This is a genomic window from Micromonospora sp. WMMD1076, from assembly GCF_029581475.1.
GTDB lineage: Bacteria > Actinomycetota > Actinomycetes > Mycobacteriales > Micromonosporaceae > Micromonospora > Micromonospora aurantiaca.
The window spans coordinates 4,791,976-4,812,720 of the sequence record NZ_CP120862.1 but is presented as its reverse complement, the minus strand read 5'-3'; the positions used below and the strand labels follow the sequence as shown (position 1 = coordinate 4,812,720).

The 20,745-nt window shown below is 71.8% G+C and carries 9 protein-coding genes and 1 riboswitch; of the genes, 7 read left to right on the top strand and 2 right to left on the bottom strand.

Annotation, left to right across the window (positions count from 1 at the left end; translation table 11 throughout):
- The first annotated feature begins 7 nt into the window (after positions 1-7).
- A complete protein-coding gene (locus O7622_RS22580) occupies positions 8-7,411 on the top strand; it encodes a SpvB/TcaC N-terminal domain-containing protein (RefSeq protein WP_282310197.1) in 7,404 nt (2,467 codons plus the stop codon).
- Between the two features lie 19 nt (positions 7,412-7,430).
- Here the strand turns inward: O7622_RS22580 and O7622_RS22575 are convergent, their stop codons facing one another.
- Complete coding sequence (locus O7622_RS22575) at positions 7,431-10,037, bottom strand: LuxR family transcriptional regulator (protein ID WP_282310196.1); 2,607 nt, start codon at positions 10,035-10,037, stop codon at positions 7,431-7,433.
- Between the two features lie 386 nt (positions 10,038-10,423).
- Here O7622_RS22575 and O7622_RS22570 point away from each other — a divergent pair, with 386 nt between their 5' ends.
- The 4 genes from O7622_RS22570 to metE all read left to right on the top strand — a co-directional run bounded on the left by O7622_RS22570 (position 10,424) and on the right by metE (position 16,180).
- A complete protein-coding gene (locus tag O7622_RS22570; RefSeq protein ID WP_282310195.1) occupies positions 10,424-11,287 on the top strand; it encodes a hypothetical protein in 864 nt (287 codons plus the stop codon).
- Positions 11,288-11,465: 178 nt separating this feature from the next.
- Entirely contained in the window at positions 11,466-12,539 is a 1,074-nt protein-coding gene (locus O7622_RS22565) for a sigma-70 family RNA polymerase sigma factor (RefSeq protein WP_282310194.1), read from the top strand.
- 38 nt (positions 12,540-12,577) lie between these two features.
- A complete protein-coding gene (locus tag O7622_RS22560) occupies positions 12,578-13,429 on the top strand; it encodes a nuclear transport factor 2 family protein (protein ID WP_282310193.1) in 852 nt (283 codons plus the stop codon).
- A gap of 167 nt (positions 13,430-13,596) precedes the next feature.
- Positions 13,597-13,816: riboswitch (cobalamin riboswitch) on the top strand.
- Positions 13,817-13,930: 114 nt separating this feature from the next.
- Complete coding sequence (metE, locus tag O7622_RS22555) at positions 13,931-16,180, top strand: 5-methyltetrahydropteroyltriglutamate--homocysteine S-methyltransferase (RefSeq protein ID WP_282310192.1); 2,250 nt, start codon at positions 13,931-13,933, stop codon at positions 16,178-16,180.
- Positions 16,181-16,231: 51 nt separating this feature from the next.
- On the opposite strand, the gene O7622_RS22550 is transcribed toward metE, so the two are convergent.
- Positions 16,232-17,626, bottom strand: coding sequence for a short-chain fatty acyl-CoA regulator family protein (locus tag O7622_RS22550; protein WP_282310191.1), 1,395 nt, complete (start codon positions 17,624-17,626; stop codon positions 16,232-16,234).
- A gap of 221 nt (positions 17,627-17,847) precedes the next feature.
- On the opposite strand from O7622_RS22550, the gene aceA reads away from it, so the two are divergent.
- Positions 17,848-19,119 (top strand): isocitrate lyase, encoded by a 1,272-nt coding sequence (gene aceA / locus O7622_RS22545; protein ID WP_282310190.1) that lies wholly within the window; start codon positions 17,848-17,850, stop codon positions 19,117-19,119.
- Entirely contained in the window at positions 19,116-20,726 is a 1,611-nt protein-coding gene (aceB, locus tag O7622_RS22540; RefSeq protein ID WP_282310189.1) for a malate synthase A, read from the top strand. Before aceA ends, aceB begins: the two co-directional genes overlap by 4 nt.
- Positions 20,727-20,745 lie beyond the last annotated feature (19 nt).

The window sequence follows — 20,745 nt, the reverse complement described above, 5'->3', positions numbered from 1 at the left end:
TGTACCGATGACCGCCGACGCACGCCCTGGCACGCCGGCCGGCGTCACGACGGACGGGGAAGCGCCGTCGTTCGCGGACGCGCCCGTCATCACGCTGCCCAAGGGGGGTGGCGGGATCCGCGGGATCGGGGAGAAGTTCACCGCGAACGCGGCGACCGGCACCGGCTCGCTCACCGTCCCGGTCGCCGTCAGCCCCGGCCGCGGTGGCTTCGGGCCCACCCTCGCACTCAGCTACGACACCGGACGCGGCAACGGCCCGTTCGGGCTGGGCTGGACCCTCGGCCTGCCGACGGTCACCCGCAAGACCGACAAGACGCTGCCCCGTTACGCCGACGCGCTGGAGTCCGACGTCTTCGTGCTCGGCGACGCCGAGGACCTGGTTCCGGAGATGGCCCTGAACGGCGGGGTGTGGCGGCGGGTCGGCCTGACGGTGCCCGGCCACCGGATCGACCGGTACCGTCCCCGGGTGGAGCGGGTGTTCACCCGCATCGAGCGCTGGACGTCCACGGCGGACGGCGTGGTGCACTGGCGGACCGTGAGCCGGGACGGTGTCACCACCGTGTACGGCCAGGACGCCGGCTCCCGGATCGCCGACCCGGCGGACCCGCGGCGGGTGTTCAGCTGGCTCGTCTGCGAGAGCTACGACGATCGGGGCAACGCGGTCGTCTACGAGTACAAGGCGGAGGACGCCACCGGCGTGCCGCTGCACCACCGCACACCCGCCGGGGTGTCCGCCAACCGGTACCTGAAGCGGATCCGCTACGGCAACCGGGGCTCACGCCTGGTCGACACCGACCCGGCCACCATGGACTGGTCCTTCGAGGTCGTGCTGGACTACGGCGAGCACGACCCCGGCGCCCCGACGCCGGCCGAGACCCGGCCGTGGCCCGGCCGGCCGGATCCGTTCTCCACGTACCGGGCCGGGTTCGAGGTGCGCACCTCCCGGCGCTGCCGGCGCATCCTCATGTTCCACCACTTCCCGGACGAGCCCGGCGTCGGCACGGACTGCCTGGTCTCCTCGACGGACGTGTCCTACACGGACTCGCCGGTCGCGAGCCTGCTGGCCGTCGTGGACCGGCACGGCTACCGGCGTACCGGCGACGGCTACCTACGCCGGTCGCTGCCGCCGCTGGAGCTGGACTACCAGCCGGCGCAGCTGCACGACACGGTCCACGAACTCGATGCCACCACCCTCGCCGACCTGCCCGCCGGGCTCGGCCAGGCGGCCGGGCGGTGGGTGGACCTCGACGGCGACGGCGTCCCCGGTCTGCTCGTGGACCAGGCGGACGCGTGGCACTTCCATCCGAACCTCGGCGGCGGGCGGATCGCCGCCGCGCGCACCCTGCCGGCCGCACCCGCCTCCGCCGGTCCCGGGCAGATTCGCCTGCTCGACCTGGCCGGTGACGGCCGGCTCGACGTGGTCGACTTCATGCCCGGGCGGGCCGGTTTCTTCGAACGGGACGACAACCTGGGCTGGAGCCCGTTCACCCCGTTCCGTGCGCTGCCGACCGTCGACTTCGCCGACCCGCGGCTGCGCCTGGTCGACCTCGACGGCGACGGTCGCGCGGAGGTGCTGCTCACCGACACCGACGTCGTCACCTGGTACCCGTCGCTCGGCGAGGACGGCTTCGACGCACCCCGGACGACGCCGGTCGCCGCGGACGAGGCGCGCGGACTGTCCGGGGTGTTCGGTGACGGCACCGGGTCGCTGCACCTCGCGGACATGTCCGGCGACGGGCTGGCCGACCTGGTCCGGGTCCGGGTCGGTGAGGTCTGCTACTGGCCGAACCTCGGCCACGGCCGGTTCGGCGCGAAGGTGACGATGGCCGGTTCGCTGCGGCTGGACGCCGCCGACACGTTCGACCCGTCGCGGGTCCGGCTGGCCGACATCGACGGCAGCGGGCTCGCCGACCTCATCTACCTGGCCGCCGACGGTGTGCGGGTGTGGCTCAACGAGTCCGGCAACGGCTACGCGCCCATGCGGAGCCTCACCGCCTTTCCGGTCACGGCACCCGGCACCGATGTGGACGTGATCGACCTGCTGGGAACCGGTACCGCGTGCCTGGTGTGGTCCTCGCCGCTGCCGGGCGACGCCGGGCACCAGATCCGCTACGCCGACCTCATGGGCGGCGTGAAGCCGTACCTGCTCGTCGGCGCGCGCAACAACCTCGGCGGCGAGACCCGGATCACCTACACGTCGTCGACGACGTTCCTCCTCGCCGACCGGGCCGCCGGCCGACAGTGGGCCACCCGGCTGCCGTTCCCGGTCCACGTGGTGGAGCAGATCGAGACCCTCGACCACGTCGTCCCGAACCGGTTCGTGACCCGGTACGCCTACCACCACGGCGCCTACGACGGGGTCGAGGGCGAGTTCCGCGGCTTCGGGATGGTCGAGCAGTGGGACAGCGAGCGGATCGGAGCAGCGGCCGACGAGCCCACCGGCGAGGACTTCCCGGCGCCACCGGTGTACACCCGGACCTGGTTCCACACCGGGGACCTGGACCCGGGCGGGCAGGTCTCGCGGCGGTACGCCGAGGAGTACTGGACCGAACCCGGCGGCGGACCCGCCGACCTGCTCGCCGACACCGTGCTTCCGGCCGGGCTCACCGCCGACGAGGCCCGGCAGGCGGCCCGGGCGCTCAAGGGAATGACGCTGCGCCAGGAGATGTACGGGCTCGACGGCAGTGAACGGGAACGCCTGCCGTACGCGGTCTCCGAACACAACGCCACGATCCGTCTGCTGCAGCCGTGCGCCGGCAACCGGCACGCGGTCTTCCTGGCGCACGAGCGGGAGACGCTCGGGATGCACCACGAACGAACACTGTGGATCATCGACGGCGCATCAGTCGCCGACCCGCGGGTCGAACACGTGATCACCCTGGCGGTGGACGACTTCGGCAACGTTCTGCGCAGCGCCTCCGTGGCGTACGGGCGACGCCGTCCCGACCCGGCGCTGTCCGCCGTGGACCGGGTCGAGCAGGCGCGGCTGCGGGTGACTGTCGCCGAGCACCGGTTCACCAACGCGGTCGTGACCGGATCGGCGTACCGGGCACCGCAGGCGGCCGAGAGCCGCTCCTTCGAGCTCGTCGGGGTACCGGCACCCGTTGCCGGCCGGTACACCGTCGAGGAACTCGGCGGCCATCTGGCGGCGGCGTCCGACGGCACGCACGACCTGCCCTACGAGGCCGTCGACACCGCACCGCCGGGGGGCCCGTTCCGGCGGCTGCTGGCGCACAGCCGCAGCCGGTACCGTGCCGACGACCTCACCGGCCCACTGCCGCTCGGCGTCCTGGAGTCACTGGCGATCCGGTACGACTCACAGCGTCTGGCGCTCACCGCCGGCCTCGTCGCGGGCGTCTACGGCGATCGGGTCGACGACGCCACCCTGGCCGGGGCCGGGTACGTGCGCGACGGTGCCGACTGGTGGGCCCCGTCCGGGCTGGTGTCGTTCACCCCGCAGGACACGACCGCGGCCGGCGAGCTGGCCGAGGCCCGCCGACACTTCTTCCAACCGCGCCGGTTCGTCGACCCGTACGGCGCCACCAGCACCGTCGACTACGACCGGTACGACCTGTTCGCGGTCGGCACCCGCGACCCGCTGGGCAACCGCACGCGCGCCGTCGTCGACTACCGGGTGTTGCAGCTCGCGCAGGTCACCGATGTCAACGACAACCGCTCCGCCGTCATGTTCGACGCGCTGGGACTCGTCGCGGGCACCGCCGTACTGGGCAAGGCCGACCGGCCGGAGGGTGACTCGACGGACGGCTTCGTGGCAGACCTGCCCGAGGCCGACGTCGAGGCCGACGCCGCCGACCCGCTCGCCGACCCGCTCAGCCTGCTCGGCCCGGCGACCACCCGGACGGTCCATGACCTGTTCGGCTTCTGGCGCACCCGCGACGACCCCGAACCGGCCGGACCGTCGGCGCACACGATCAGCCGGGTGACGCACGGCACCGACCTGGCCCCCGGCGCCGTCACCGCCGTCGAGCACACCGTCGTGTACACCGACGGGACCGGTCAGGAGCTGCAGCGCAAGGCGCGGGTGGCCGACGGGCCCGGCGGCGTGCCACGCTGGGTGTGCAGCGGCTGGACCGTCCGGGACAGCAAGGGACGGCCGGTGCGCGCCTACGAACCGTTCTTCAGCCACAGCCACCGCCCGGAGTTCGCCCGCACCGCCGGAGTCGCGGCGATCACCTGCTACGACGCACCGGGCCGGGTCGTCGCGACACTGCATCCCGACCACAGCTACGACAAGACGGTTGTCGACCCCTGGCGGCAGGAACACTGGGACCGCAACGACACGGTCCTCGACCGGCCCGACCTCGACCCGGTCACCGGCGGGTTCGTCGCCCGGCTAGCCCGGGACGAGTACCTGCCGACCTGGCACGACGCACGGGCCGGCGGGGCGCTCGGCGAGGCCGAACGGTCGGCGGCGGTGAAGGCGACGGCGCACGCGGCGACCCCGTCCGTCACGCATCTGAACAGCCAGGGGCGGCAGTACCTGTCGTTCCAGCTCGCCGGCGCCGCACGGCTGCGGACACGGCGCATCCTCGACGTCGAGGGCAACGAGCGGGCCGTCGTCGACCCGCTCGGGCGGACCGTCGTCACGCACGTCTGCACCCCGCACGGGCAGCGGATCCGGTCGTCGACCATGGACGCGGGAGAGCGGCGCGTTCTGCCGGACCTCGCCGGCAACCCCTGCCACGTCTGGGACAGCCGCGGCCACCACACCCGTACCCGGTACGACCTGCTGCGCCGGCCGACCGAAACACTTGTGCGCGTCGACGGCGAACCGGAACGGGTGGTCAGCCGCGTCGAGTACGGCGAAGCGCTGCCCGACGCCCGCGAACGCAACCTGCGCGGAGTGGCGCACCGGACGTTCGACGGCGCCGGCCTGGCAACCACCGGACAGCGGGACTTCAAGGGCAACGAGACGGCTGTCACGCGTACCTTCGCCGTCGAGTACCAGGCACCGCCGGACTGGTCCGGCGCGGTGGTGCTGGAGGCGGAGACGTACCGGTCCGCCACCCGGTTCGACGCCCGGAACCGGCCGGTGCTGTCCGTGGCACCGCACAGCACGCCCACGGCCGACATCGGCCGCCCGAGCTACGACGCGGCCGGGCTGCTGACCCGGCTCGACGTCTGGCTGCGGCGCCCGGCCGTCGGCGCGGGGACCGAAACTCCGAGCGCCGCACCAGGCGGCCCGCCTGACGTCGCCGCCGTCACCGGCATCGAGTACGACGCGAAGGGTCAGCGGACCCGGGTCGAGCACGGCAACGGCGTCGTCACGACGTACGAGTACGACCCGCGCACGTTCCGGCTGGACCGGCTGCTGACCCGCCGCGGCGCGCAAGCCCTGCAGGACCTGCGCTACACCTACGACCCGGTCGGCAACGTGGTGTCGATCCGCGACGAGGCGCAGCAGGCGCTGTACTTCCGCAACCAGCTCGTCGACCCGCACAACGACTACACCTACGACGCGCACTACCGGCTGACCGAGGCGACCGGCCGCGAACACGTCGGCGACGGCCCAGCCGCACCCGGCCCCACCGACGGCCCGCGCACCGGTCTCGTCCACCCCGGCGACGGTTCCGCCCTGGCCCGGTACACCCAGCGGTACCGCTACGACGACGCGGGTAACCTGCTCGAGGTCGCGCACACGTCAGGTGGGGCGGCGGACGGCTGGACCCGGCGCTACACGTACGGCGACACGAACCAGCTGGCCGGTACCCGGGTCGGCGCAGGGCCGGAGGAGCCGTACACGTACGACCCGCACGGCAACATGACATCGATGCCGCACCTGTCGCTGCTGGTCTGGGACCACGCCGACCGGCTCGTCGCGACCGCCCGGCAGACGGTGGCGGCGGGCAGCCCGGAGACGACGTACGCCGTCTACGACGACGACGGCCGGCGCGTCCGCAAGGTGACCGTCCGGGCGTCCACCACGGGCCACCCCGGCACCCGGGCGTCGGAACGCCGGTACCTCAACGGCTTCGAGGTCCACCGGGAGTACGCCGGCGACGGCGTGACCGTGACGCTGGAACGGCAGACCCTGCACATCCAGGACGGTGACCGACGGGTGGCACTGGTCGAGACCCGTACCGCCGGCACCGATCCGGGTGCCGCCACGCTGGTGCGCTACCAGCACGGCAACCAGCTCGGCTCGGCGACCCTGGAGCTGGACGACGCCGCCCGGATCATCTCGTACGAGGAGTACCACCCGTACGGCAGCACCGCCTACCAGGCGGCGCGGGCGCAGACCGAGACCCCGAAGCGGTACCGGTACCTGGGCAGGGAGCGGGACACCGAGACCGGACTGTGCCACCACGACGCCCGCTCCTACGCGCCCTGGCTCGGCAGGTGGACCTCCACCGACCCGATCGGTGTCGCCGGTGGCCTCAACCTGTACGAGTACGCCGCCAACCGGCCCACGGTCCTGAAGGACCCGTCGGGTCTCGCGCCGGAGGACGACCGCAAGCCCGCCGCCGCCCCACCGGCGAGCGGCACCCCGCCGAAACTCGGCTACCTCGACTCCACCCGCAGCCGCAGCGTCTTCGCGCCGCCGGGCTACACCCCGCCGGTCGAGCCGTGGGAGGAGGGAAACATCTCCTACAGCGAGATGTCCGTCCGGCACAAGGACCTGGTCGGAGGCGGCCTCTTCAGCGTTATCACGTTGATGATCAGTCGGTGGTCCGGCGGTAGTTCCGCCGACGAGGGCCGGGCCCTGAAAGCCGGCGCTGTGGTGGCCGGCATCGCCGGGCCGTTCGCCGGCCTGCCGCACTTCCGCAACGCGTCGACGTACCACGACCCGAAGCCACCCGCACCGTCCCCGACGCCGGCACCGACCGCGCCCACCCGGGAGGTACAACCCTTCGAGGAGCCGCACCCGCCAGAAGTCGTGTACCACGGACAGCCGACCGGCGGCACCGAGCGCAGCCTGGACGAGTTGCGGGCCGAGGTGGCATACCCCGGCCGGCGGGTCATCGCGATCGGCAGGGAGGGCGGTGCCCAGAACAGCGCCGTCGTCTACGAGCACAACGGCAGGATCTCCTTTCCCCACCCGGTGACGGGCAACCCGGGTGAGACACGGGAGTACGCGGAGATGACGCTGCGCCTGCTGGACCTGCCGCCGAACACCCGTGCCACCTGGTGGTCCGGCACCCACGGTGACCCGAAGGGCAACTTCTCGGGCCGCTTGCTCCACGACTACTTCTACCGCCTCGACAAGGGGGAGTTCAGGGGCTGGAACTTCAAGGTGCGGAACGTCGCCGACTACTCGAAGGCGAACGTAATGGCCGGCAAGCCCGGCGCGAACATCTACTTCTGGTGCTACAGCAACGCGGCCGTCCGGATGGCGCACCAGCAGGTCCACGGGACAGCACCGGTCAGGATGCTGCCGCCGAAGCTGTGATGCGTCCGCCTGGCCACCGCTACCCGACCAGCTCCGGCTGGTCGGTCAACCCGAGATCGGCGGCGGCCGCGCGCGCCTGGTGCCTGGAGTGCACACCGAGCTTGACAAGGACCGCCGCGACGTGGTGGTCGACAGTCCGCACCGACAGCACCAGCCGGTCGGCGATCTCGGCGTTGGTCAACCCGGCGCCGAGCAGCCGCAGCACGCCGAGCTGCCGCTCGGTGAGCCCGGCCGGGTTGGCTCTGGTCTGCCGCTGCGGGCCGCGGGGCACCCGGCTGCCCAACGCCCGCAGCCGGTCGCGGACCCGGTCCGCTGCCGCAGTGGCGCCGAGATCGTCGAGCATCCGCACCGCCTCCAGCGTCTCGCTCACCCGGCCGGACCCGGCGAGCGCGAGGGCGGTCTCGTACGGGTCGCCGACGGCCCGCCACTGTGCCGCCGCGCTCTGCCAGTCACCGCGCAGCACGGAGGCGTAGGGCTCGGGTCCACCCGGCAGCGCCGTCACCGGCACGCCGGTCAACGCCAGGTAGCGCAACGCCTCGGACAGTAACAGTGCCGCCCCGGGGTGTTGCAGGCGAGGAAGCAACTGGTCGGCGACCGCCCGGGCGGTGTGCGGCCGGTCGGCGAGCCAGGCCCACTCCAGGTACGCGATGCCGGCGTACGCGACGCCGATCTGCAGCCGCTGCGCCGTGGCACGCTCCCACACCCGGGCCAGCTGCGGACCGGCCGCCGGGGCGCCCCGCCGGGCCGCCAGCCGCGCCAGCCACGGCTCGCTGTACGCGAACAGCATCCCCGGGTCGTCGACGCTGTCCACGAGCAGCCGCAGACCCGCCTCGGCGCCGGCCCAATCACCCCGGCGCAGCAGCAGGAGGCAGCGGTGTACCTCGAGGTTGTACGCGTGGGACCAGAAGCCGCGCTCGCGGGTGAACGACAGCCCGTCCCGGACGCAGTCGTCCAGCTCGGTCAGCCTGCCCTCCCGGTAGAGCAGCTCGGCCAGGTTGGTGTAGCCGCGGGCCGCGTACTCGTAGAACCCGCCGCTGACGGAGGCGGCGATGCTCGCCCGCAGGTCGCTGCGGCCGGTGGGATCGCCGAGTTCGGCGTTGGCGCCGCCGAGATAGTTGAGGCACAGCACGGCCGGGCCCGGCTGGTCGGACCGGGCCGCCAGCCGGCGGGCCACCTCGAGCGACGCCACGCCGAGTTCGGGCCGGCCGGTAAGCGCGAGGATCGCACCCAGGTAGAGGCAGGCGTGCGCGAGTGCCGCGTCGTCGCCGGCCGCACCGAGCAGGTCGACCGCTTCCCGGGCGACCTGTTCGGCCTCGTCCGTCATGCCGGTCATGAACAGGTGACGGGACACCCTGACCAGGCAGCCGCCCTGGGCGACGCGGTCACCGAGCCGCTCGTACCGGCGGGCCGCCTCCCGGCCGGACCGCACCGCGTCCTGGAAGCGGTGCGCGTTGTACAGCTCCCACCCGGCGTCGTCGAGGACAGCGGCCTGTTCCGCCTCGGCCAGCCCGGGCAGGTACGGCAGCACCGACTCGAACAGCACCAGCGCCTGCCGGTGCGCACCCGCCGCGGCGGCCTCCCGCGCGGCGTCCGGCGCGATTTCCAGCAGCGTCGCCACGTCACCGGCCTGCACCGCGTGGTGCACGAGGCGGGCCTGCTCCGGCCGGCCCTGTGCCCGCAGCGCCGTCACTACCGCCTGGTTGAGCCGGCGCCGCAGCAGCGTCGGCAGGCTCTGCTCGACCACCCGCCTGGCCAGCTCGTGCCGGAACGTCAGGCTGTCGGCCCTCACCTCCACGACCCCGGCCAGTTCCGCCTCCGCCAGCACGTCGACCGCCGGGCCGAGCAGCCGGCCCGCCAGGTCGAACGAGGCGTACGAGGGTACGACGCTCAGCTGCGCCAGCGCATCGCGGCACGGCCGGCTGAGCTGACGGAACCGGGCCAGCACCGCCTCGACGATGCTGGCCGGCAGTGCGTCGTCGCCGGCTGCCAGCGACTCGGTGACGAAGAACGGGTTGCCGCCGGTGATGGCGTAGACGGCGGCAGCGTCCCGGCCGGTACCGGCGGACAGCGACGCCACGGCGGCCGGTGACAGCGGGGCGAGCGGCATGCGGCGCACCGGGCACCCGGCAAGCGCACCGAGCAGGCGGTGCAGCGGCCCCTGTGCTTCGGCGGCGCTGTCGCGGTAGGTCAGCACGAGCACCGCGCCGATCGATTCGATCCGCCGTGCCGCGTACAGCAGCAGGTCGAGGGTCGCGTCGTCGGCCCAGTGCACGTCCTCGACGACCAAGACGGTCGGCGCCTCGCGTGCCAGCTCGTCGAGCAGCGCAGGGAATACACGGTCGGGCCGGCGATCGTCGGCCAGCGCCACCGCGAGCGGGCTGTCCGCCGCCAGCGGGGCATCCCGCAGCGCTCCCAGCGTCCGGGGCGCCATCAGATCGTCGCAGGCGGTCAGCAGCAGGCGGCTGGTGTCGCGGACACGGTCGGCGAACGTCCGCACGATGCTGGTCTTGCCGATACCCGCCTCGCCGGTGACGAGCGCGATCGAGCCCTGCCCGACGAACGCGCCGGCGACCGCGTCGGCCAGCAGGCCGAGTTCGGCGTCACGCTCCAGCAGGTGCCGCCCCATGAAGGGGATGATGCCAGGCGAGAGAGACCTGTGTCAGTGCGATATCCAGCAGGAAGTGACGGCTTTCTTACGCATCGGGCCGTGCGGGAGCTACCGGGCCGGCTGTGCGGTGCTTCAGCAACGCAGAGGTTTGGTCGGTGCGACACGGGCGCCGCATGACATCGGACCGGAGCCCGCGATGGCCGTCTCTTACGCCACCAGCGCGGACGCGACCCCCAGGTCAAACACGGAAATCTCGTCTCCGCGGTCGGGCGGGCTCAGTACGCGAAGCGCGGCTCACTGCCCCAACAATGCGATATTAACGAGTTGGCATCAACTGATATGCTGCTCCCTCCTTACCCCTGGAGGAGAGACGCCGAGTGAAGAAACTATCAAGCGTCGCGTCCGTGCTCGCACTTTCGATCGGCATCGCTATAGCTCCGGCAGCCTCTGCCCACGCTGCCACGAACAGGAGTGGGGCGGAGCGGCTGAACATCCCGAACAGCAGTGCGTGCAAGGCGGGTCGCACGGTCATGCAAGGCATGGTGGCAGGGTCGGGTGGCCAGCTCTACATCATTTTCACGAAGGCAGCCGGCGCGGATCCTGTCTTGTCCAGGTGGTTGCGCGACGGCTCGACCTGGGACGGCACCAGCTGGGTTTGCGCCGGGGCGCCGACCTCCATTCCCGCGCTTGGCCACGGCAACGACCTCGCCTACAACCCGAACTATCTGGGCCAGGGCCCGGCCTTGATCGCCACTCAAGGGAGCCAATCCGCGTTTCCGAGCGACAAGGTGACAATCGTACGCCTCAACGCCGACGGATCCATCGGCACAACCGGGGAGGTGCGTCTGCCGATAGGCAACATCAGCGGCCTCTGCTACAGCGCGACGGCTGCGGGCGGAGCCGGTAAGTATGCTGCCCGACGGTTGGGTAGCCTGTGGACCCATCCCGGCGCCGGTGCGCTGACGAGTGGATGGACGCTGGTGAAGAGCAACCTGACGAGTCACGACAATCGCTCCGACCAAGGCATCGACTGCTCCGAGAACTATATCTGGAACACCAAGTCGATCAACACCTCGACGCCGGCTACCGGATGGAACTGGGTGTACCAGTACAACTGGTCCGGAGGCATTGTGGAGAGCGACATCGGAATTCCGGGTAACAACCTGGCCGACGAGATCGAAGATGTCACCCATGTGGGAAGCGAATTCTTCGTCGGCGTCAATCGGAACGACGGGCTGGCCGACTCCGTGAAGGTCTTCATCGAGTAACGTACGGTGGCCTCGTGGCTGGTCCGCGGCGACGCACTGCATGGGTGAGCCCTTCCAAGCTCATGGTGCCGCCCAGGGCGGGAGATCGATGAGGGTGAGGCCCGGGGCATTCTGAACATCATCGGTCCGGTGGCGGCGTCCCGTGGTGCGAACGGTGCCCGGCAGTAGATTGAGGCGGATGGGACAGGGCGAACCATGGGCGGAACCCGATCCGTCCGGCGAGGACGCGACGGCCAGGGTGCTGGCGGCGGCGCGTGCGGGCGACGGCGCGGCCTTCAGTCGTCTGGTCGCACCCCTGCGGGACGAGCTGCGCGCACACTGCTACCGGATGCTCGGTTCCCTCCACGATGCGGAGGACGCGGTCCAGGACACCATGGACCGGGCGTGGCGGGCTGTCGACCGGTTCGAGGGTCACGGGTCCATCCGGCCATGGCTCTACCGGATCGCCACCAACCGCGCGCTGTCGCTCCTCGACGCGCGCGGGCGGCGTGAACTGCCCACCGATTTCGCCGCCCAGGGTGTGCCCCGGGCCGAGGCGAGCTGGCTCGAACCGTATCCGGACCGCCTTGCGGGCCCGTCGGTCGCGCCGGATCCGGAGGCCCACACGATCGCGAGGGAGACCATGGAACTCGCGTTCGTCGCCGCCCTGCAACATCTGCCGCCGCGGCAACGTGCCGTTCTGCTGCTGCGCGACGTTCTCGGTTACTCCGCCGAGGAGACCGCCGGGATGCTGGTCACCACCGTCGCCGCGGTCAACAGCGCGATGCAGCGAGCCCGCCGGGTCGTCGCCGACCTGACGCCGTCCGGCAGCCAGCAGCGGATCCTCGCCGAGCTGGGCGACGCCGGACAGCGGGAGGTGGCCAGGCGGTACGCCGCGGCGTGGGAGTCCGGCGACGTCGAGACGATCGTGGCGATGCTGACGGCGGACGCGCGGTACTCGATGCCGCCGCTGGCCGTCTGGTACGAGGGCCACGAGCAACTCCGCGGTTTCCTGGCCGAGGTGACGGCTGGGCGGAGGTGGCGGTTCCTGCCGACGCGAGCCAACGGGCAGCTCGCGTTCGGGACGTACCTGTGGAGCGAAGCGGCTGCCGCCTACCTGCCGGCGGGGCTGGACCTGCTCGTGCTGCGGGGGCGCCGGGTGGCCGAGGTCGTCTCGTTCCTCGACGCGCGCCTGCCCGCCTTCGACCTGCCGGACCGGCTGTCGGAAAGTTCGCGCGGAAGCGATGAGTCCACGGTTCGGCCGGGGTTGTAGTCCTGACGGACTCACCAGCCACGAAGGGCAGAACCGACATGCCGAGCAACGACGAACAGATCCGGGCCGTGGTCGAGCGGTGGGCCGCCGCGGTCCATCACGGGGACCTCGCCGCCGTCCTGGCCGACCATGCCGAGGACATCGTGATGTTCGACGTGCCGCCGCCGTACGAGGGCGTGCGCGGGTTGGACGCCTACCGGGAGGTCTGGCCGCCGTTCTTCCGGTGGCAGGCGCAGGGCGCGTCGTTCGAGATCGAGTCGCTGGATGTCGTGGCCGGCGAGGACGTGGCGTTTGCGTACGCGCTGTTGCGTTGCGGCACGCCGGGCGACTTCGTCGCGCATCCGGAGAACCGCCTGCGGCTGACCCTCGGCCTGCGTAAGCAGGAGGGGCTGTGGGTCGTCACCCACGAGCACCACTCCTTTCCACTCGCCGACCCCGCCGAGTCCGACGACCGGGACGCCACCGCCGCCGAGGTGGAGGTGCGCCGGCTCCACCAGCGCTGGTTCGACGGCACCGCGGCCAGGGACCTCGATGCCCTGATGGACGCCATCGCCGATGACGTGGTCTCGTACGAGCACGACCAGCCGCTGCGGCACGTCGGCGTGGAGGCGGTCCGCGAGGTCTGCGCGGCGGGTCTGGCGGCAGCGGGTGACGGGGCGGTCGCGTGGGACGTGCCCGATCTGACGATCGTGGTCGACGGCGACCTGGCCGTCGCGTGGGGCCTCAACCGCGTCACGGTACGCCCGAGCGACGGCCCGCCGACCGAGAGCTGGTCCCGCGGCACCCGGGTCTTCCGGCGACGCGACGGGGCCTGGCTCATGACCCACCAGCACCTCTCCTACCCGTACGACCCCTCGACCGAGAAGGCACGGACGGATCTGCGTCCGTAGCGGCGCCGGGTGCGAGGTCAGGGCGGTGCGGGCGGCCGGAAGGCGCGCCCGCACCGTACCGGCGGGACATCACACCTCGGGCGGACCTCGCCGGCGCGGAGACCCTTCCGGCCTCGTTCCACACCGAACAGGACGGACGCACCGACCACGTCGGCTCACCACCCCATAGGATGGATGACGGTGCTGGTTCGCCGTGCCCGTGACGGGTGCGGCGTCGTAAGAGGGAACCCGGTGTGAGTCCGGGACTGCCCCGCAGCGGTGAGTGGGAACGACAGCCGTCAACGAAGCACTGGACCGAGAGGTCTGGGAAGCGACGGCCGGTAGGTGACCGGGTGGATCCGGTCGTGCCCGCGAGTCCGAAGACCTGCCCGCACCGCGCACACCATCCGGTGTGCGCCGCCGGCGGCCGCTCGGGACGGCCGGGGCGGAAGCCGGTACGCCGCCCGTACCCCTTCCCTCCCTGCCCCGATCGGCCTCGTGTGCTTCGAGGGAAGGATCTCCATGAGTACCGCATTCGGTCAGAGCACCGTGCTGGGCTATCCGCGCATCGGCGGCAACCGGCAACTCAAGAAGGCCGTCGAGGCCTACTGGGCGGGCCGGATCGACGCCGAGGAGCTGGCGGCGACCTCTGCCGCACTACGGGCGGATGTCTGGCGGACGCTGCGCGACGCGCGCCTGGACGCGATCCCGTCCAACACGTTCTCCTACTACGACCACGTGCTCGACACGGCCGTCGCTGTCGGCGCGATCCCGCACCGGTTCGCCCGCCTCGGCCTCGGCGATCTGGACACCTACTTCGCGATGGCCCGGGGCGTCGACGCCGAGCCGGCGCTCGAACTGACGAAGTGGTTCGACACCAACTACCATTATCTGGTCCCCGAGATCGGCTCCGACACCACCTTCGCGGCGAATCCCGACAAGGCGCTGCGCGAGCACCGCGAGGCCCGCGAGCTGGGAATCGACAGCCGGCCGGTGCTGGTCGGGCCGGCCACGTTCCTGCTCCTGGCCAAGCCCACCGAGGCGGGCGGTGAACCGTTCGAGCGGCTGACCGACCTGGTCGGCGTGTACGCCGACATCCTGCGTTCCCTCGCTGCGGCGGGTGTGCGATGGGTGCAGCTGGACGAGCCCGCCTACGTCGCCGACCGGAGCACCGCCGAGATCGACGCGCTGCGGGAGGCGTACACCCGGCTCGGCGCTGTGGAACAGCGGCCGGCGATCTTCGTCGCCACCTACTTCGGCGAACTCGGTGACGCGCTGCCCGCCCTGCTCGCCACGCCGGTCGAAGCGGTCGGTGTGGATCTGGTTGCCGGGCCTGGCAACCTGCGGCGGCTGGCCGGTGCGGGACCGCTGCGCGGCAAGACGATCGTCGCCGGCCTCGTCGACGGCCGCAACGTCTGGTGTACCGACCTGCGCGCCGCCGTGGCGGCTGGTGCCGCCGTCACCGGGCTCGCCGACCACGTCGCCGTGTCCACCTCGTGCTCGCTGCTGCACGTGCCGGTGGACCTGTCCGCCGAGACCGCTCTCGACCCGGCGCTGCGTCAGCGGCTCGCCTTCGCCCGGCAGAAGGTCGACGAGGTCGTCCGGCTGAGCCGAGCACTGCGGAACGGCACCACGTCCCTGCCCGAGCCGCTGCCGCCCACCCCGGCCGCATGGCGCGACGACACCGTACGCGGCCGGCTCGCCGCGTTGCGCACCGCGGATCGGCAGCGCGGTGCCTACCCGGAGCGAGCGGCGGCACAGCAGGCCCGGCTGAACCTGCCACCCCTGCCGACCACGACCATCGGATCGTTCCCGCAGACCGACGAGCTGCGCCGTGCGCGTGCCGAGCATCGTGCCGGGCGCCTCGACGACACCGCCTACACCCGGCGGATGCGCGCCGAGGTCGAGCACGTCATCCGGCTTCAGGAGCGGCTGGGCCTGGACGTGCTCGTGCATGGCGAGCCGGAACGGAACGACATGGTCCAGTACTTCGGCGAGCAACTGGACGGGTTCGCCGCCACCGAGCACGGCTGGGTGCAGTCCTACGGCTCCCGATGCGTGCGTCCGCCCATCATCTACGGCGACGTGGCCCGCAGGGCACCGATGACCGTCGACTGGTCCACCTACGCGCAGTCCCTGACGGACCGGCCGGTCAAGGGCATGCTCACCGGCCCGGTCACGATCCTGGCCTGGTCGTTCGTCCGCAGCGACCAACCACTCGCAGACACCGCGGACCAGGTCGCGCTCGCCCTGCGCGACGAGTGCCGCGATCTCGAGGCAGCCGGCATCCGCGTCATCCAGGTCGACGAGCCGGCGCTGCGTGAGACGCTGCCACTGCGCAGAGCGGACCACAGGGCGTACCTGGACTGGGCAGTCGGGGCGTTCCGCCTGGCCACCTGCGGCGTCGCCGACGACACCCAGATCCACACCCACCTGTGCTACTCCGAGTTCGGGGAGGTGATCACGGCCATCGACGCCCTCGACGCCGACGTCACAAGCATCGAGGCATCCCGCTCCCGGATGGAGGTCCTCGACGACCTCGCCGCGATCGGATACCGCAGGGGTGTGGGGCCCGGCGTCTGGGACATCCACTCACCCCGGGTGCCGTCCCACGACGAGGTCGTCGGCGCGCTGCGCCGGGCCGTGACCGCGGTGCCGGCCGAAAGGCTGTGGGTGAACCCCGACTGCGGCCTCAAGACGCGCGGCTATCCCGAGGTCGAGGCGTCCCTCCAGCACCTGGTCGCCGCCGCGGCCGAGCTACGCGGACGCTGAGCCGCCGGGCCGGGCGGAACGCCGCGCCGTTCCGCCCGGCCCGGGCCCGGCTCAGCCCTTGAGGGGGTACGGGATGAAGGTGCTGCGGTTCTCGTCGACGTCGAGCCGGCGGCTGATCGGCGCGGCGGCCCGTTGCGGGCAGGTCATCCGCTCGCAGGTCTTGCAGCCCGGGCCGATCGGCGTGGCAGCTTCCGCCGCGTGCAGGTCCATCCCGGCGGAGTAGACCAACCGGTCGGCGTGCCGCGTCTCGCAGCCCAGGCCGACGGCGTAGACCTTGCCGGGCTGGTTGTAGCCGCCGTGGTGGCGGGTGATGGTGCGGGCGATCCACAGGTAGCGTTGGCTGTCGGGCATCGCCGCGACCTGGACGACGACCCGGCCGGGCGAGCTGAACGCCTCGTAGACGTTCCACAGCGGGCAGGTTCCACCGGTGTGGGAGAACGGAAAGCCGGTCGCGGACTGGCGTTTGGACATGTTGCCGGCCCGGTCGACCCGGACGAAGGAGAACGGCACCCCGCGCGCGCGAGGGCGTTGCAGGGTGCTGAGCCGGTGGCACACCGTCTCCCAGCCCATGGCGAAGTGCTGGGTGAGCAGGTCGATGTCGTACCGGCGTTGCTCGGCCGCCGCCAGGAACTGCTCGTACGGCAGGATGAGCGCGGCGGCGAAGTAGTTCGCCAGTCCGACACGGGTGAGGATCTGGGTCTGGACGTCGTCGAAGCGCTCCTCCTCCACGATCTCGTCCATCACGTCGGCGTACTCGAGCAGCGCGATCTGCGCCGCCATCCGCATGGCCTCCTGCCCGGCCCGCAGCGAGGACGACAGGTGCAGGGTGCGGGTCTGCGGGCGGTAACGGTGCAGTTCGTCGCCGAGGGAGGTGGCGTCGTCGCGGCGGACGTGGACGCCGTGCCGCTCGGCCAGCCGGTCCTGCAGTGCGGCGCGGACCTCGCCACGGCGGAGTCCGATGTCCGCGGCGAGGCGCTCCGCGGCCTCGTCCAGGTCGGGTACGTAGTTCTGCCGGCGGTAGAAGAACTCGGTCACCTGGTCGTGCGGACTCCGGCCGAGTGTCTCCCGGTCACCCAGCAGCTCGGCGAGTTGCTCGTCCGCCTGCCGGTATCGCCGGTACAGCTCGATGACCGCTTCGGCGGCCTCGGGCAGCCGGGTCGCGAGTTCGGTGAGGTCGGCGATGCCCGCCCGGCCGGGAAGCGCCTCGCGTAGACCGGCGACCAGCCTGGGCGTGTCGCGGGGGGCGAAGACGGTCGGGTCGACACCGAACACCTCGGTGATGCGCATCAGCACCGGGACGGTCAGCGGCCGGGCGTCGTGTTCGATCTGGTTCAGATAGCTGGGTGAGATGCTCAGCAGGCGGGCCAGGTGCGACTGGCTCAGCGCCCGGTCCTCGCGCATCCGGCGCAGCCGGGCACCCGCGAAGGTCTTGGCGATCGTCCTCACCTCCCTGATCGTTCCCCGGCCGGGTTGTTGGCAGGTTGCCAACATATCCCTTCGCAACTTCGCAAGGTCGGGCGGAAAATTCCCAGAACTTGGCTTTTTCCGTCCCTCGACCCGTCATCGGCGTCGTGTGACCGTTGCGGCACACCGGACCGGCAGCAAGGTTCGCCGCCGCCGTGCGGCAGCCGGATCGCCGGGGTATCGACACCCGAGGGGACGACATCATGCAGAACGCCGCGGAGCAGTTGTGTGCCGAGTGGGAGACCGGTCCGCGCTGGCAGGGGATCCGTCGTAGCTACCGTGCGGAGGACGTGGTGCGGCTGCGCGGAGCGATCCAGGAGGAACACACGCTGGCCCGGCACGGAGCGGAGCGGCTGTGGCGGCTGCTGCACAGCGAGGACTACGTCCACGCGCTGGGTGCGCTCACCGGCAACCAGGCCGTGCAGATGGTCCGGGCCGGGCTGAAGGCGATCTACCTGTCCGGGTGGCAGGTGGCCGCGGACGCCAACCTGGCCGGGCACACCTATCCCGACCAGAGCCTCTACCCGGCCAACTCGGTGCCGGCGGTGGTGCGCCGGATCAACAACGCGCTGCTGCGTGCCGCCCAGATCACCACCGCCGAGGGCGACACCACCGGGACCGACTGGCTGGCGCCGATCGTCGCCGACGCCGAGGCCGGCTTCGGCGGCCCGCTCAACGCCTACGAGCTGATGACCGCGATGATCGCGGCGGGCGCGGCGGGAGTGCACTGGGAGGACCAGCTCGCGGCGGAGAAGAAGTGCGGCCACCTCGGCGGGAAGGTGCTCGTCCCGACCGGCCAGCACATCCGTACCCTCGAAGCAGCGCGGCTGGCCGCGGATGTCGCCGCGGTGCCGTCGGTGGTCATCGCCCGCACCGACGCGCAGGCCGCCACGTTGCTCACCACCGACGTCGACGAGCGGGACCGGCCGTTCGTCACCGGCGAGCGGACCGCCGAGGGCTTCTACCGCGTACGCAACGGGCTCGAACCGTGCATCGCCCGCGGGCTGGCCTACGCCCCGCACGCGGACCTGCTGTGGATGGAGACCAGCACCCCGGACCTGGAGGTCGCCCGCCGCTTCGCCGAGGCGATCAAGTCCGAGTACCCGGACCAGTTGCTGGCCTACAACTGCTCGCCGTCGTTCAACTGGCGCAAGCACCTCGACGACGCGACCATCGCCAAGTTCCAGCGGGAGCTCGGCCACATGGGGTACAAGTTCCAGTTCATCACCCTGGCCGGCTTCCATGCCCTCAACCACTCGATGTTCGACCTGGCCCGCGGCTACGCGACCGAGGGCATGTCCGCGTACGTGGCGCTGCAGGAGCGCGAGTTCGCCGCGGAGCCGTCCGGCTACACCGCGGTCAAGCACCAGCGCGAGGTGGGCACCGGCTACTTCGACCTGATCAGCACCGTGCTCAACCCGGCCGCCGAGACCACCGCGCTGCGCGGCTCCACGGAGGAGGAGCAGTTCGCATGAGGTACGAGGTCATCGGCCCGCCGGCCGACCGGTTCGACGAGGTCCTCACCGCCGAGGCGCTGGAGTTCCTGGTCGCGCTGGACAGCGAGTACGCCGCCCGCCGGGTGGCGCTGCTGGACACCCGCAGGGCCCGCCGCGACCGGTACGCCACCGGCCAGCTGCCCGACTTCCTCCCGGAGACCGCCGCGATCCGTGCCGACCACACCTGGCAGGTCGCCCCACCGGCGCCCGGACTGGTCGACCGGCGGGTCGAGATCACCGGACCGACCGACCGGAAGATGACGATCAACGCGCTCAATTCCGGCGCGAAGGTGTGGCTGGCCGACTTCGAGGACGCCACCGCCCCCACCTGGCACAACGTCATCTCCGGGCAGCTCAACCTGATCGACGCGCTGGACCGGCGGATCGACTTCACCGACCCGCGCGGCAAGCGGTACGCCCTCGGCGACGACCTGGCCACGATCGTGGTCCGGCCGCGCGGCTGGCACCTCGTGGAGAAGGGCATCGCCGTGGACGGACGGCCGATCTCCGCCAGCCTGGTCGACTTCGGCCTGTACCTGTTCCACTGCGCGCGCCGGCAGCTCGACGCCGGCGCCGGGCCCTACTTCTACCTCCCCAAGCTGGAGGACCACCGCGAGGCGCGGCTGTGGAACGACGTCTTCGTCTTCGCCCAGCGGTACCTCGGCCTGCCGCAGGGAACCATCCGGGCCACCACCCTGATCGAGACCATCACCGCGGCCTTCGAGATGGAGGAGATCCTCTACGAACTGCGCGAGCACTCGGCCGGGCTGAACGCGGGCCGGTGGGACTACATCTTCAGCATCATCAAGAACTTCGGTCAGTGGCCGGACTTCGTCCTGCCGGACCGCGCCGAGGTCACCATGACCGTGCCGTTCATGCGTGCCTATACCGAACTGCTGGTCAGCACCTGTCACCGCCGTGGCGCACACGCGATCGGCGGGATGGCCGCGTTCATTCCCAGCCGGGATCCGGAGGTCAACGAGGTCGCGTTCGGCCGGGTGCGGGCGGACAAGCGGCGGGAGGCCGGCGACGGCTTCGACGGATCGTGGGTCGCGCACCCGGGCCTGGTCGATACGTGCCGGGAGGAGTTCGACGCGGTGCTGGGTGAGCGCCCGAACCAGCTCGACCGGCCTCGCGACGACGTCAGCGTCACCGCCGCCGACCTGCTCGCCGTCGACAAGACGCCCGGCCAGGTCACCGCCGCCGGACTGCGGTCGAACATCGCCGTCGCGCTGCGCTACGTCGACGCCTGGCTCGGCGGGACCGGCGCGGTCGCACTGAGGAACCTGATGGAGGACGCCGCCACCGCCGAGATCGCCCGCTGCCAGGTCTGGCAGTGGCTCCATCACGGCACGCCGCTGGCCGGCGGCGGCTGCGTCACCCACGACCTCGTGCGGTCAATCCTCGCCGAGGAACTGGGTGACCTGACCGCCCACCGCGACGACGACGGGTGTGAGCGCGCCGGGCAGGCCGCACGGATCGTCGAGGACACCGCGCTGGGGGAGGACCTGCCGGCGTTCTTCACCACCGGCGCGTACGCCCGGCACCTCGGCCCGGGTCGTGGACCCGGCGGGTCGGCCGGCTGACCGCGCTCGGCCTCCAGGG